Below are 14,333 nucleotides of genomic sequence, written 5' to 3' on the forward strand. Positions count from 1 at the left end.
AACGACATGTTCAGAACCAAGACGAAGCGTGATTCAGGGAAGACGTCCGGTGACGGAACCCGCGCGAAAATCGTTCATCCATCGGAATACGGCTCTAACGCCAACACCGCGATCCTGCGCCGCAATCGCAAGTTCACCTATCGCGACCAGAAAGGTCAGGTCGACTTTCTGGTGAACAATGTCCTCGACTATGAGAAAAACGGACTGCCGAAAAACGGCTACTTCGTCGATCTCGCCTGCGCGGACGGCGTTTATATCAGCAATACCTACTTTCTAGAAAAGCACCTGAACTGGACCGGGCTTCTGTTCGAGCCGAACCCGGAGTTTCACGACAAGATCCGCGCCGCACGCCGCTCCCCTCTCGTGACTGATTGCGTCACGGACACGGCTGGCGAGACGGTGAAATTCCGGATCGACAACGGGATGCTCGGCGGGATCGTGTCGAACGAAACCGACAACAACGCGAAAATCCGGGGTGAAGAACTGGCGGATGCGACTGTTGTCGACATTCCGACGACCACGCTTGAGAAGGAACTCGACGCGGCGGGAGCGCCTTCCGTGATTGATTTCCTGTCTCTCGACATAGAGGGCGCGGAATGGATCGCGCTTCGGTCCTTTCCGTTCGAGAAATACAGTTTCCGGTGCATGACGATCGAGAACCCGACAATCGAGCTTGATCTTCTTCTCGACGAAAAGGGTTATCGCCAGGTCGCACATCTGCGTCAGGACGTTATTTACGTGCAAGAGACCGAATTGCCGAACGTGAATTTCGCCCCCAACACGGTCTTCGCGTTCACGCCGAAGAAACGCGACTGACCGCCGAATGGTCTATCACGTCGTCACGAACATGAACGCAGCGCCATGAACCCCATCCTTAAATCTTCTTTCTGGATGATCGGCGCGATTGCCAGTTTCTCGACCATGGCAGTGGCAGGGCGCGAGATATCGCTCGACCACGACACGTTCGAGATCATGTTCTACCGCTCATTGGTCGGTATCGTGATCGTGACCGCCGCCCTGAGCCTTGCCCGGCGTTGGGGCGAGATCGGATTCGAACGGATCGGGCTTCACACGGTTCGAAACCTGTCGCATTTCACCGGGCAGAACCTTTGGTTTTTTGCCGTCGGGGTGACACCGCTGGCGCAGGTCTTCGCGATCGAATTCACCGTGCCGCTATGGGTGCTTCTCATGTCACCCATCTTTCTCGGCGAACACATCACCCGCGTCCGGGCATTCGCCGCCATACTCGGCTTCGTGGGCATTCTGGTTCTGACGCGACCCTGGACCGAGCCGCTTACACCGGGCATCCTCGCTGCCGCTGGCGCGGCCATCGGCTTTGCCGGTTCCGCAGTGTTCACGCGCCGCCTCACCCGCACCGAAAGTCTTGGTACGATCCTGTTTTTCCTGACGACCATGCAGGCCGTTTTTGGCCTCGTCATGGCTGGATTGGACGGTGACATCGCACTTCCGACACTCGTCTCCGCGCCATGGCTGTTCGTGATCGGCTGCGCGGGCCTCTTCGCGCATTTCTGCCTGACGTCAGCTCTGGCACTGGCTCCGGCGACCCTGGTCATGCCCATCGATTTTGCGCGCTTGCCGCTGATCGCGGCGGTCGGTTGGGTGCTGTATCAGGAACCGCTGGAACGCGCCGTCGTAATCGGGGCCGCGATCATTCTCACGGCAAACTATGTCAACCTCCGCGCCGGCGTCCGCGAAAGCCGCTAGGCTTGCCCAGCCTGCCCCCGACCGCTACCAAAGCGGCAAGGCGAGTATGAGGCACAGATGACCTACGAGACGGCTCAGGATTGGCAGGATGCCAAGGGCAAACATGCGCTGCTGTTCGGGATGTCGGGACTGGGCAAGACCTACCTCTCCAACATGCTTCGCGATGAAGGCGCGTGGTTCCATTACTCGGTCGATTACCGCATCGGCACGCGATATATGGGCGAATACATCGCCGACAACTTCAAACGCGAAGCGATGAAGAACCCGTTCCTGCGCGAACTGCTCTTGACCGACAGCGTTTACATCGCCTCGAACATCACGTTCGAGAACCTGGCACCGCTGTCCACCTATCTGGGAAAACCCGGTGATCCGGCCAAAGGTGGCCTGCCGTTCTCCGAGTACATGGAACGTCAGCGTCAGCATCGCGACGCCGAAATCGCTGCACTCAAGGATACCGTGCGCTTCATCGACCGCGCGCGCGCGCTCTATGGTTACGAAGATTTCGTCTGCGATTCCGGTGGGTCTATCTGCGAGGTCGTCGACCCGGACGATCCGGACGACGAGTTGCTCTCGCTCCTGTCACGCAACCTTCTCCTTGTCTGGATTGAGGGTTCCGAGGCCCATACCGAGGAACTGATCCGGCGTTTTTCACGTGCGCCGAAACCAATGTATTACCAGCCCCGTTTCTTGGAGGCCTGCTGGGACGAATACCTTTCGACCCGCAAGCTGAAGGAACACGAGGTCGACCCAGATGATTTCATCCGCTTAACCTATGCCCGCGCACTGGCCCACCGACAGCCGCGCTATGCGGCGATGGCAGAGCGCTGGGGCGTCAAGGTGTCGGCCGATGACGTCGCGCAGGTCCGCTCGCCTGCGGACTTCTCGGCGCTCATTTCGCGCGCTCTTGAGGCCCGGAGCTAGACCCCTTATCTCATCCAGACCTTTCGTCGGAGACCGGAACCCAATGCCCATCAAGATCCCCTCCACCCTGCCCGCCTACAACACGTTGCGCGACGAAGGGATCATGATGCTGAAGGCCGAGGAAGCCGAGCGTCAGGAAATCCGCCCGATGCGGATCGCGCTGTTGAACCTGATGCCCAAGAAGATCGAGACCGAGACGCAATTCGCGCGCCTCATCGCCGCGTCTCCGCTTCAGGTGGAACTGACACTCATCCGCCCGACCGAACATATCTCCAAGACCACGTCGCAGGCCCATATCGGCGCGCATTACGAGGCCTTCCAGGATGTGAAGGAGCAGAAATTCGACGGCCTCATCATCACTGGCGCCCCCATAGAACATCTGCCGTTCGAGGAAGTGACCTATTGGGACGAGATGGTCGAGATCATGGACTGGACCCAGACCAACGTGCATTCCACCTTCGGCGTCTGCTGGGGCGGCATGGCGATGCTCTACCATTTCCACGGCATCCCCAAACTGATGCTGGAGGAGAAATCCTTCGGCTGTTTCCCGCAGGAAAACCTGTCGCCGATCTCGCCCTACCTGCGCGGGTTCTCGGACAATTTCGTCATTCCCGTCAGCCGCTGGACCGAGATCGCTCAGTCGGATGTCGATGAGGTGCCAGACCTCGTGACCCTGCTCGGCTCGGACGATACCGGCCCCTGCCTGATCGAAGACCCGAAACACCGTGCGCTCTACATCTTCAACCATTTCGAATACGACTCGGACACGTTGAAGCAGGAATACGACCGCGACGTGGCCAAGGGCGCGCCAATCAACGTGCCGATGAACTACTACCCGGGCGACGACCCATCGAAGCCACCGCGAAACCGCTGGAAATCGCACGCACATCTGCTTTACGGCAACTGGATCGCGGAGATGTACCTGACCACCCCCTTCGATGTGGACAAGATCGGTTCGACGGTCGAGGATCGCCGTGGCTGACATGGGGTTGTACGGCACGCTCTTTTCCGCGCTCGCACTAGTTATCGTGACCTTTCTCGCGGCCAATATGCGCACCATCTGGGCGGAAAAGGATTACCCGCCCGAAGGTGAATTCGTGGTCGTCGACGGCCATCAGGTTCACTACGTGCAAGAAGGACAAGGCCCCGACGTGGTGCTGATCCACGGTTCAATGGGCTCGACACGCGACGCGACCTTTCGGCTTCTGCCCGCACTTGTCGAAGCTGGCTATCGCGTGACCGCCTTCGACCGGCCCGGCCTCGGTTATACCCCCCGGCTCGACGATAGCGGCGTGACGGTCAGCGATCAGGTCGACCTACTCACGTCAGCGGCCGCACAAATAAACCTGCAAAATCCGATTGTTGCGGGGCAAAGCTACGGCGGCGCATTGGCCGCGAACTGGGCCTTGCGGGACGCGGATCAAATCGGGGGGCTCGTCTCAATCGCCGGGGCGACCCACACCTGGGAGGGTCCGCTCGATCTGTCTTACCGGGTCCTGTCGTGGCCCGTGGTCGGACCCATTCTCTCCCATGCTGTTGCTGCAATCATGTCGGATAACCGCCTGAACTCCATGGTCGAAGCGGTATTCCGCCCCGACGACATGCCCGAAGGCTACATCGACCATTTCGGCCCGAGGCTGAACCTCAGCCCGCGTCGTCTGCGCGCCAACGCCCAGCAGCGTACCGATCTGCGCGAACAGCTTCGCGGGCAGGAAACCCGCTATGGCGAGATCACCGTTCCCGTCGAGGTGGTTCACGGAGAAGCCGACGACATCGTGGGCGTCGAAGTGCACGCCGAGAAGCTCGTGGCCCAGGTCGAAGACGGCAATCTCACCCGCATCCCCGGCGCGGGCCATATGCTTCACCACACACATACGTCCGAAATCGTCGCCGCAGTGGATCGCGTAGCGTTGCGCATGGGGGCGAAATCGCCATAGTGTCCATAATGTAATGGAGACTAACATGGCCCTGCCCTTCGACGGCGCAATCACCGAATATTTCACCGAAAAAGCGCCGAAGGATGTGCGCGAGGCGATCGAGGGCGCGTCGAAGAAGGAAATCCTCGACCCGAACCATCCCTACGACGAATGGATGGACAAAGGCGACTACGAGGATCGGCTCGCCGCACTTCAACTTGAACTCGTGAAATTGCAGGCCGACGTAAAGGAAACCGGCAAACGCGTCGTGGTGCTCTTCGAAGGCCGCGATGCGGCCGGAAAGGGTGGCACGATCAAGCGGATGCGCGAGTATCTCAACCCGCGTGTCGCCCGTGTCGTGGCGCTCCCCAAGCCCTCCGACCGCGAGGCGGGCGAATGGTATTTCCAGCGGTACGTCCGCCAGCTTCCGACCGAGGGCGAAATCGTCCTCTTCGACCGGTCGTGGTACAACCGTGGCGTCGTGGAAAAGGTCTTCGACTTCTGCACCGATGCGCAGCGTGCCGCCTTCTTCCGCCAACTCCCCGAGTTCGAGAACATGCTGGTCGACGAGGGCTATCACTTCGTCAAGCTCTGGCTCAACGTGTCGCGCGCGGAGCAACTTCGCCGCTTCCTCGCCCGCGAACAGGACCCCTACAAACAATGGAAACTGAGCTGGATCGACGTCGAAGGTCTGAACCGCTGGAGCCAGTATTCCGAGGCGATTGCCGAGACGTTCGAAAAAAGCGATTTCACCTTCGCGCCCTGGACGGTCGTCCGCTCGGACGACAAACGCCGCGCCCGTGTCGCAGCTATCGCCCAGGTGCTTCAGGGGATCGACTATGAGCGCAAGGACGAAAGCGTCACGACGCCGCCCGATCCGAAAATCGCCATCTCCACGCGAGCGTGGGATCGCTGATGCCCACGAAAAAGCGCGGATATCACCACGGCAACCTGAAACAGGCGCTGGTCGAGGCGGCCCTCGAATTGATCGAGGCAAAGGGGCCGACCGGGTTCACGCTGTCAGAAGCCGCAAAACAGGCAGGCGTCACGCCAGCCGCGGTTTATCGCCATTTTGCAGGCCGTGAAGACCTGATCGCAGAAGCCGCGCGTCAGGGGTACGAGATCTTCGCGGACCTCATGGAACATGCCTATGAAAAAGGCCAACCATCGCCGCTGGCCTCGTTCGAGGCGACAGGCCGGGCTTATCTCGCCTTCGCGCGGAAATTTCCCGGCCATTACATTTCGATGTTCGAAAGCGGGATCTCGATCAATCGAAACCCGGATCTCGCCCATGTCTCGGCCCGCGCCTTCGCGACGCTCGAACGCGCCGCCGAAAGCCTCATGTCGGAGCTTCCCGAGGACCGGCGCCCCCCCGCCCGCATGGTCTCCGCACATGTCTGGGCCATGTCTCACGGCGTCGTCGAACTCTTCTCGCGCGGCTCGCCAGGGACCAAATCGCCCTTCCCGCCCGAGGACCTTCTCGAAAGCGGGATCGGCATCTACCTGCGCGGTCTGGGGTTGATCAAACCGGACGCCTGATGCCCTTACACCTCCGAAACTGGGCCTACTTCAATTCGGGTCTTGCCTTTGCGAACAGGAGCACGGTCGTCGTCGCCGAGGTGCTCGTCACGCACACCATCGCAACGCCCGAGACCGAGTTCCTGCGCACCCGGTTCCAGATCGCTTAGTTCTCCTCCACAGACGCGGCGCTCATCCAGACGGTCGCGCAAACCGCATGTCTCGAACGCCGCCGCGCGGACTCGGACGAATTCCACGACCGGCTCGCCCAACCTCGCCACTGCACGACGTGAACTTCTTCATTGTTCCCTAAATACTTCGGGGGGCCCGGGGGGCTGGCCCCCCGGTCGGTCGGATCGCGCGCCAGCGTGATCCGAAACTGCTCAGCCAATCAGCCAATCAGCCGAACAGCCTGTGACAAAGCTCAAGCCCGTCGATCAGCCGGTCGACCTCGTCGGTCGTGTTGTACATGCCGAACGACGCGCGCGCGGTTGCGGGCACACCGAGATGCTCCATGAGCGGCTGGGCACAATGGTGACCGGCTCGGATCGCGATGCCCTTCTTGTCGAGGATCGTCGACAGGTCATGCGCATGTGCGCCACCTTCGACGGTCAGCGAAAAGATCGCGGCCTTGCCCGGCGCTTTGCCCTGCACGTTGAGCCAGTTCAGCCCTTCGAACCGCTCGGCCGCATAGGCGGCGAGTCTGGCCTCATGCGCCGCGATATTCTCCATCCCGATCTCCATGAGGTATTCCAAGGCTGCGCCAAGCCCGATCATCTGCACGATCCCCGGTGTGCCGGCCTCGAATTTCATCGGCGGCGTATTGTAGCTGACCGCATCGCGCGTCACCTCATGGATCATGTCACCGCCGCCCATGAAAGGACGCATCTCGTCCATCCGCTCGGGACGGACATAAATCGCGCCGGACGCCGAAGGCCCGTAGAGCTTATGGCCGGTGATCGCGTAGAAGTCACAGCCCAGATCCTGCACATCCACCGGCATATGCACCGCGCCCTGGCTTCCGTCGACCAGCACCGGCACGTCGCCTGCACCCGCCTTGATCGCCTTCACGTCCACGACGCTGCCCAACACGTTCGAGCATTGCGTGATCGCGATGAGCTTGGTGCGCTCGGTCACGGCCTCCAGCACGTCCTCGGCGGTAATCGACCCGTCATCCCTCGGTTCGACCCAGACGAGTTTCACGCCCTGCCGCTCGCGCAGGAAATGCCACGGCACGATGTTGGCGTGGTGCTCCGCCACCGACAATACGATCTCGTCGCCCTCGCCCATCCGTGGCGCGGCCCAGGCATAGGAGATCATGTTGATACCTTCCGTGGTGCCGGAATTCATCACGATGTGATCTTCGGACGGCGCGTTCAGGAACCGCGCGATGGTGCCGCGTACGGCCTCGTATCGTTCGGTCGACAGGTTCGACAGGTAATGCAGACCCCGGTGTACGTTGGAATATTCCTGGGCATACCCCCGCGTCACCGCGTCGATCACGACCTGCGGCTTCTGCGCGCTCGCACCATTGTCGAGATAGGTAAGAGGCTGGCCGTTCACCTCCCGGCCCAGGATCGGGAAATCGGCGCGGATTTTTTCGACGTCATACATTGCCCAACTCCTCGACGGTGCCGGTCCCGAAACCGATCAGGGCCAGGATCACGGACAGCACGGCGACCGCGACGAACGAGATCAACAGGATCGCCGCAAAAACTTTGCCGGCCGACGTGAATCCATGCATCTCGGCTATGAAATGGCTGAGGATGTAGAAACCGGCGACGCCGCCGGCCATCCACAGAAGCGCGGCGATCGGCGCGGCGAACAGGCTCAGGATGAACACGCCGAACTGGACGATCAGGAGCACGAAGTTGAGCCAGATCACCGTGACCAGCGATTGATCGAACGTCCCGGTCCCACCTGCCCCGCGTCCGATGTGATAGATCAGGAAAACGGTCATCACGGCGACACCCGCCTCGAGACCGGCGACCAGCATGGGACGACCCAGAATCGACCCTTCAAGTTCCGGTGCGACCGGAAACAGCATCGAGGAGCCGACCCCGATGGCAGCGCCAATCACCAATAGCAGTGCGAGCATCTGCCAAAGCGTGTCGCGCGGAATGCCGAGCGCGAACAGGTCGCGGGCGACCTTGCGCGGTTCGGGGATCGACTGCAACGCCATGCCGAACAGATATCCCGGCTCGAACCTCACGCGATCTCCTCCCGTTCGGCAACGCTGAGGTTGACCACCCAATGTGCGAGAAACGCCAGTAGCGCCACTGCGCCGACAATTTCGGCCTGAGGACCCGGACCGATGAAACCCGCGACAAGGCCGTTCAGCAGCCAAAGCGGGCTCGCGACCAGAAGCGCCCAGAAAAGCGCTATACGGGCCGAGAACGAGGTTCCCTTGCCGCCGATCAGCCGTGCAATGCCATGGCTCGCCCAGGCGATCAGATACGCCGCCAGGGGCACGATGAAGAGCCAGGCGAACAACACGCCCCCCATTTCCTGCTGGAAATCAGCGCCGGTTTCGAGAGCGAGACGCTGTTTCACAGGCGCCTGGCTCGCGAATATCAGAACGCAGGCCGCGAACAGGATCGCGAGCGCCTGCCCTTCGCGGTCGGCACCCACCACCCTTTCTCTGAACACGGCACGCGGCTGCAAATAGGCGCGCCCGATGTCACGCACGACCGACATGGTTAACCCTGCCGGCGGCGATGAAGCCACGCCTCCAGACGACCTGTGATTTCTTCGGCATAGCCTTCGTCCTCGATTTCCAGCATCGCTTCCGCGACAAAGGCCAGTACCAGAAGATCCATCGCGGTCTCCTTGTCTATGCCCCGGGCGCGAAGATAGAACATCATGTCCTCGTCGATCGCGCCCGACGTCGACCCATGCGAACAGGCCACATCGTCGGCGTAGATCTCGAGTTCAGGCTTGGCGAGGAACACGGCGTCATCGTCCAGAAGCAGCGACTGGGATTTCTGGTACCCGTCGGTCTTCTGCGCGCCGCGTTCCACAAGGATCTTGCCCTGAAACGCGCCGGTCGCGCCCTTCTGGAGCACTTTCTTGAAGACCTGTCGGCTTTCGCAATTCTCGGCGTCATGCTTGATGAAAACCGTATCGTCGTGGTGGAAGTCACCATGACCCAAAGCCGCACCCGCGATATGGGCCGACGCATTGTCGCCCTGCATCTCGATATAGGCTTCGTTGCGGGTGAGCCGCCCGTTGGCCGTGAGCGTGAATGACTTGAACAGGCTTTCCGCCCCCTGACGCACGAACAGGCCGGTCACGGCACGACGTTCGTGGTCGCGTCCCTGCGCACGGACGTGGTGGAACCGGGCACGATCAGCGATGTCGACTTCCACGACCTTGTTAAACCGTGCTGCCGCCGGACCGTTCTCCAATAGTGTGAGTTCGGCACCCTCTTCGAGCTTCACCACGTGATGCAGATAGGCATCCGAAGTTTCGCTTTCGTGCCGGTAGATTATGGAAATCGGCTTCGACGGCTTCCCGTTCACACGGATGAGCACGCCGTCGGTCGCGAAGGCGGTATTGAGCGCCGCATGGGGGCGGTCCACGGGGGTCTGCCCGAGGGCTTCGATCTCGCCGTAGATGTCCTTGGCCCAATGTATGTCGGCAGATGCCGCGACGGCCAGCCGTTCGACCTCGACACCCTCGAGCGTCAGGTCGTCTGACTCCTCCGCGACAAAGACACCATCGACGAAGACGATCTTCAGACGATCGACCTCGCCGAAGACCGGAGTTTCGTCGCCGTGGTCCAGCACGGCTGCGACCGGCGCCTCCACCGCGTTGAGCGTGTCGGGGCGGGTGAAGCGCCAGTATTCGTCACGCGGGCCCGGCAGCCCCATCGCCTCGAGCCGCTTGCGGGCCGCAGCGCGAGCTTCGGTGATCCAGACGCCGCCCTCAGGCGCGGTCAGTCCCGCGAGCCGCGCGTCGAGCGCATCCATCTTGCGTTGTTTCAGAGCCGACATCAGGCGGTCTCCTGCTTCAGGTCCGCATAGCCGTTCTTCTCGACTTCGAGCGCGAGTTCAGGGCCGCCGGACTTGATGATACGCCCATTGGCCATGATGTGCACGACATCGGGCACGATATGGTCGAGCAGCCGCTGGTAATGCGTGATGACGAGGAATGCGCGATTGTCGTCACGCAGCGCGTTCACGCCATCCGACACCAGCTTCATCGCATCGACGTCAAGCCCGGAATCGGTCTCGTCGAGGATGCACATTTTCGGCTCGAGCATCGCCATTTGCAGGATTTCGTTCCGCTTCTTCTCACCACCGGAAAAGCCCACATTAACCGGGCGCTTCAACATCTCCGCGTCGATCTTGAGATCCTTGGCCTTTGCGCGGATTTCCTTGAGGAAATCGGTCGCCGACAATTCTTCTTGCCCCCGCGCCTTGCGCTGTGCGTTCACAGCCGTGCGCATGAAGGTCATGTTCCCAACCCCCGGGATTTCCACCGGATATTGGAACGCAAGGAACAGGCCAGCGGCTGCACGTTCCTCGGTCTCGAGGTCCAGAAGGTCTTCGCCTTCCAGCGTCGCTGACCCTTCGGTCACCTCATATCCGTCACGGCCAGACAGAACGTAGGACAAAGTCGATTTGCCAGAACCGTTGGGGCCCATAATCGCGTGGACCTCGCCGGCGGGTACTGTCAGGGTCACGCCCTTGAGGATCTGTTTGTCTTCTTCTTCAAGCTTGACGTGCAGGTTGTTGATTTCCAGCATCTTTCGTCCTTTCCATTGGGCCAGCGCCACGCGCCCGCCCGGTCAATCCGTGTGTCTCTCTATCCGGCCATCGCCGGCGCATCGGCGCGCAACGCGGCGGGAAAACTCATGCGCAGGGCATCCCGCGCTTTCTCGATTCCGTCGAGATAGGCCAACGGCCTGTCTTTCAATCTGCCCAAAATCCCTGGCAAGTCGCCCAGCTTTAGTGGCGGAGCCAAGGGCCGCTCGATCCCGGCAGCGTAGTCGTAGAACTTGAGCGCCGCGTTGGTGTGGATACCGGTCGGGTCGAGCCAGGTGTTCGGCACGCCGTAGCTGTCGGCCACCACCAACCCGTGCAGGCTGGAGGACACCACGTGAGCGCAGGTCGCGATCTCCGCCACCACCGCGCGCGCCGGACGACGCGGGTCGATGAGGAACAATCTCGGTTCGGCCGCAAGCACTTCGGCCACCATCGGGTCGTCCACATGGTTTATATGCGGGATGAAGCCGATGCGGTCGCGTCTCGTCCCCTGATCCCCGAACGTGTCCGAGGCCAGCAGACCAGGGTCGCCGAACCGGTCATGATCCAGCCCCAGAAGCGTTGCAGTGATCGGTCCGCGCACCAGATGCATCCGCACATGCGGCAAGAAATCCGTCGGGACCGGGTGCATCAGCCCGGTGCCCCAGACGCGGATTTTCTTGCCTTTAGGCGGCCCGTCCTTGAACTGCCGCCGCACGCCTTGCAGCACTGACCCGATCGCCACCATGTCGGCACGCGGTTTCTGCGCCCAGTCCACCGTCCGCCCGGAGACATGCGCAACGATTTCGCGGGACAGATCGTCCCCGAAGTTCATCGCGTCATTCCACCAGTAAAGCGAAAGCGGCGCGGTCATGGCGCTACCCCACGGAGCCTTCGAGCGAGATCGCGACAAGCTGCTGCGCTTCCATCGCGAATTCCATCGGAAGGGCCTGAAGCACCTCCTTGGCGAAACCGTTGACGATAAGCGCCACGGCCTCTTCCTCGTCCATCCCGCGCTGGCGGCAATAGAACATCTGGTCGTCGTCCACCTTGGACGTCGTCGCCTCATGCTCGACCCGCGAGGATTGGTTCTTCACCTCGATATAGGGCACGGTATGTGCCCCGCATTGATCGCCGATCAGCAAACTGTCGCACTGGGTGTAGTTGCGGCTGTTCTTGGCCTTCGGGTGCATCGAGACGAGGCCGCGGTAGGTGTTGTTCGACCGTCCCGCGCTGATCCCCTTGGACACGATGCGCGACTTTGTGTTCTTGCCAAGGTGCGTCATCTTCGTGCCGGTGTCGGCCTGCTGCATATTGTTCGTAATGGCGATGGAATAGAACTCGCCCTGGCTGTCGTCACCGCGCAGAACGCAGGACGGATATTTCCATGTCACCGCCGAACCGGTTTCGACCTGCGTCCACATCACCTTGGACCGGTCGCCCCGACAATCGGCGCGCTTGGTCACGAAGTTGTAGATACCGCCTTTGCCTTCCTCGTCGCCGGGGAACCAGTTCTGAACCGTCGAATACTTCACTTCGGCGTCGTCCAGAATGACGATCTCCACGACGGCAGCATGAAGCTGCGCGGTGTCGCGCTGGGGCGCGGTGCACCCTTCGAGATAAGAGACGTAACTCTCCTTGTCCGCGATGATGAGCGTGCGCTCGAACTGGCCGGTGTTCTCGGCGTTGATGCGGAAATAGGTGGACAGCTCCATCGGACAGCGAACGCCCGGCGGGATATAGACGAAGGACCCGTCCGAAAAGACCGCGCTGTTCAACGTGGCATAGAAATTGTCGGTCGGCGGCACGACGCTGCCGAGATATTTCTTCACGAGCTCGGGATGCTCCCGGATCGCCTCGGAAATCGAGCAGAAAATGACGCCGGCCGCTTCGAGTTCTTTTTTGAAGGTCGTGCCGACAGATACGGAATCGAACACCGCGTCCACCGCGACTTTCCGATCCGAATTCGCGCCGTCCGCAGGCACTTCGTCGGCGCCCTCGACGCCGGCGAGGATCATCTGTTCCTTGAGGGGAATACCGAGCTTTTCATAGGTCGCCAGAAGCTTGGGGTCGACCTCGTCCAGCGACTTGGGCTTTTTCTCCATGCTCTTCGGGCGCGCGTAGTAATACTGGTCCTGGAAGTTGATCTCGGGGTATTCGACCATCGCCCAATCGGGCTCTTCCATCTGAAGCCAACGCCGATAGGCCGCCAGACGCCACTCCGTCATCCACTCTGGCTCGTCGTTCTTCTGGCTGATGAGGCGCACGATATCTTCGGTCAGCCCCTTGGGAGCGTATTCCATCTCGATATCGGTTTCCCAACCGTATTTGTACTTGTCGCCAAGACTCTTGACCGCATCCACGGTCTGCTGCTCGACGCCTTCCTTGACGATTGTCTTTCCGTCCTCGGCCATAAGAGCCATCCTTCTCGCGGGTTCAGCGCCCTCTGGCGCGGAATTTGTCATGTTCACGTAGCCACGCCTCGCAAAAGGCCATGACCTCGTCTTTCGTTGTGGTGGGACCGAGCGAGACCCGCAGCGCACTCGCCGCTTCTGTCTCGTCATATCCCATCGCGCGCAGGACTCGGCTGGATTTCACCTTGCCCGATGAACAGGCCGATCCTGCCGAAACGGCAAAACCAGCCAGGTCCATGACCATCACCTGTGTCTCCCCTTTCCAACGCGGCGTGATGAAGCAGCTTGTGTTGGGGAGCCTGTTCGCGTCTTTCCCGACAAAAATAGTCTCTTGCGCGGATTCTGAAAGGGTTTTTTCTAGAATATTTCTAAATTCGGCGATCTCGTCCCAGATACCGGCCTCAAGATCGCGCGAGGCGGCCGTTGCGGCGGCCCCGAAACCGGCGATGCCGATCACGTTTTCGGTGCCGGACCGGCGTCCCATCTCCTGCCCACCTCCTTTGATCCGCGCTTCGATGTCGATGCCTCGCTTCAGGATCAGCGCACCGACGCCTTTCGGCCCGCCAATCTTGTGAGCAGATACGATGGCCATGTCCGCCCCGGACCAGTTAAAGGCGAACGGAAGCTTGCCAAGCGCCTGTGTCGCGTCGGTCATGCGCAGGCCTTGCGGAAGCGTTTGAATGATCCCGGTCTCGGAATTGGCGACCTGCAACGCGCTGACCCCGGGGTCGGTGATCGTGACGACGCCATCTCGCGAGACCCCTTGGTCCGTGTCACACCATGCGCTCACGGCTTCATGCTCGACGTCGGCGCAATGGATGCCACCTGCCGCCAGAGCGAGCGCAGCGGCCTCGGTCGCGGACGAGACGAAAACCACATCCGCGCCTTCCGCGCCCACGGCGGCCGCGACTTGTCGTCGCGCCGTCTCGATAATGCCCTTGGCCTTGCGCCCCTCACTGTGAACCGAAGACGGATTCCCGACCACGTCCATCGCCGCGATCATCGCGGCACGCGCTTCCTCACGCAAAGGCGTTGTCGCATTGTAATCGAGATAGGTCCGGGCCAAAGGGTCCGCCTTTCATCCGGTCAAG

At 61.1% G+C, this 14,333-nt stretch carries 16 protein-coding genes; 8 read left to right on the forward strand and 8 right to left on the reverse strand.

Annotated features, from left to right (window positions below; translation table 11 throughout):
- Positions 1-6 precede the first annotated feature (6 nt).
- Genes KJP28_RS11015 through KJP28_RS11050 form a run of 8 tightly spaced genes read left to right on the forward strand, consistent with a single transcriptional unit; the run spans position 7 to position 6,250 of the window.
- The gene (locus KJP28_RS11015) at positions 7-816 is read left to right on the forward strand and encodes an FkbM family methyltransferase (protein ID WP_218392583.1); all 810 of its coding nucleotides are present in this window, start codon (positions 7-9) and stop codon (positions 814-816) included.
- 45 nt (positions 817-861) lie between these two features.
- Complete coding sequence (locus KJP28_RS11020; RefSeq protein ID WP_218392584.1) at positions 862-1,725, forward strand: DMT family transporter; 864 nt, start codon at positions 862-864, stop codon at positions 1,723-1,725.
- Positions 1,726-1,782: 57 nt separating this feature from the next.
- Positions 1,783-2,646: an ATPase gene (locus tag KJP28_RS11025; RefSeq protein ID WP_218392585.1), complete on the forward strand. Its 864-nt coding sequence runs from the start codon at positions 1,783-1,785 to the stop codon at positions 2,644-2,646.
- 43 nt (positions 2,647-2,689) lie between these two features.
- Positions 2,690-3,628: a homoserine O-succinyltransferase gene (locus KJP28_RS11030; RefSeq protein ID WP_218392586.1), complete on the forward strand. Its 939-nt coding sequence runs from the start codon at positions 2,690-2,692 to the stop codon at positions 3,626-3,628.
- Between the two features lies 1 nt (position 3,629).
- Complete coding sequence (locus KJP28_RS11035; RefSeq protein WP_255552364.1) at positions 3,630-4,583, forward strand: alpha/beta fold hydrolase; 954 nt, start codon at positions 3,630-3,632, stop codon at positions 4,581-4,583.
- A 25-nt stretch (positions 4,584-4,608) separates the two neighbouring features.
- Positions 4,609-5,478, forward strand: coding sequence for a polyphosphate kinase 2 (ppk2, locus tag KJP28_RS11040; protein WP_218392588.1), 870 nt, complete (start codon positions 4,609-4,611; stop codon positions 5,476-5,478).
- The gene (locus tag KJP28_RS11045) at positions 5,478-6,101 is read left to right on the forward strand and encodes a TetR/AcrR family transcriptional regulator (RefSeq protein ID WP_218392589.1); all 624 of its coding nucleotides are present in this window, start codon (positions 5,478-5,480) and stop codon (positions 6,099-6,101) included. Before ppk2 ends, KJP28_RS11045 begins: the two co-directional genes overlap by 1 nt.
- Positions 6,101-6,250, forward strand: a complete 150-nt coding sequence (locus tag KJP28_RS11050; RefSeq protein ID WP_218392590.1) for a hypothetical protein — start codon at positions 6,101-6,103, stop codon at positions 6,248-6,250. The genes KJP28_RS11045 and KJP28_RS11050 overlap by 1 nt, the downstream gene beginning before the upstream one ends.
- A 229-nt stretch (positions 6,251-6,479) precedes the next feature.
- On the opposite strand, the gene KJP28_RS11055 is transcribed toward KJP28_RS11050, so the two are convergent.
- Genes KJP28_RS11055 through KJP28_RS11090 form a run of 8 tightly spaced genes read right to left on the reverse strand, consistent with a single transcriptional unit; the run spans position 6,480 to position 14,308 of the window.
- On the reverse strand, positions 6,480-7,694 hold the full coding sequence (locus KJP28_RS11055) for a cysteine desulfurase (protein ID WP_218392591.1): 1,215 nt from the start codon (positions 7,692-7,694) through the stop codon (positions 6,480-6,482).
- Positions 7,687-8,292: a Yip1 family protein gene (locus KJP28_RS11060; RefSeq protein ID WP_218392592.1), complete on the reverse strand. Its 606-nt coding sequence runs from the start codon at positions 8,290-8,292 to the stop codon at positions 7,687-7,689. Before KJP28_RS11060 ends, KJP28_RS11055 begins: the two co-directional genes overlap by 8 nt.
- Positions 8,289-8,777, reverse strand: a complete 489-nt coding sequence (locus KJP28_RS11065) for a YIP1 family protein (RefSeq protein ID WP_218392593.1) — start codon at positions 8,775-8,777, stop codon at positions 8,289-8,291. Before KJP28_RS11065 ends, KJP28_RS11060 begins: the two co-directional genes overlap by 4 nt.
- Positions 8,778-8,779: 2 nt before the next feature.
- Positions 8,780-10,075, reverse strand: a complete 1,296-nt coding sequence (sufD, locus tag KJP28_RS11070; RefSeq protein WP_218392594.1) for a Fe-S cluster assembly protein SufD — start codon at positions 10,073-10,075, stop codon at positions 8,780-8,782.
- Positions 10,075-10,830, reverse strand: a complete 756-nt coding sequence (gene sufC, locus KJP28_RS11075; protein WP_218392595.1) for a Fe-S cluster assembly ATPase SufC — start codon at positions 10,828-10,830, stop codon at positions 10,075-10,077. The genes sufD and sufC overlap by 1 nt, the downstream gene beginning before the upstream one ends.
- 59 nt (positions 10,831-10,889) lie before the next feature.
- Positions 10,890-11,702, reverse strand: coding sequence for a polysaccharide pyruvyl transferase family protein (locus KJP28_RS11080; RefSeq protein ID WP_218392596.1), 813 nt, complete (start codon positions 11,700-11,702; stop codon positions 10,890-10,892).
- 4 nt (positions 11,703-11,706) lie between these two features.
- On the reverse strand, positions 11,707-13,242 hold the full coding sequence (gene sufB / locus KJP28_RS11085; RefSeq protein WP_218392597.1) for a Fe-S cluster assembly protein SufB: 1,536 nt from the start codon (positions 13,240-13,242) through the stop codon (positions 11,707-11,709).
- A 22-nt stretch (positions 13,243-13,264) separates the two neighbouring features.
- Positions 13,265-14,308: a cysteine desulfurase family protein gene (locus KJP28_RS11090; RefSeq protein ID WP_218392598.1), complete on the reverse strand. Its 1,044-nt coding sequence runs from the start codon at positions 14,306-14,308 to the stop codon at positions 13,265-13,267.
- Positions 14,309-14,333: the final 25 nt, after the last annotated feature.

Source organism: Maritimibacter dapengensis (genome assembly GCF_019218265.1).
Taxonomy (GTDB): Bacteria; Pseudomonadota; Alphaproteobacteria; order Rhodobacterales; family Rhodobacteraceae; genus Maritimibacter; species Maritimibacter dapengensis.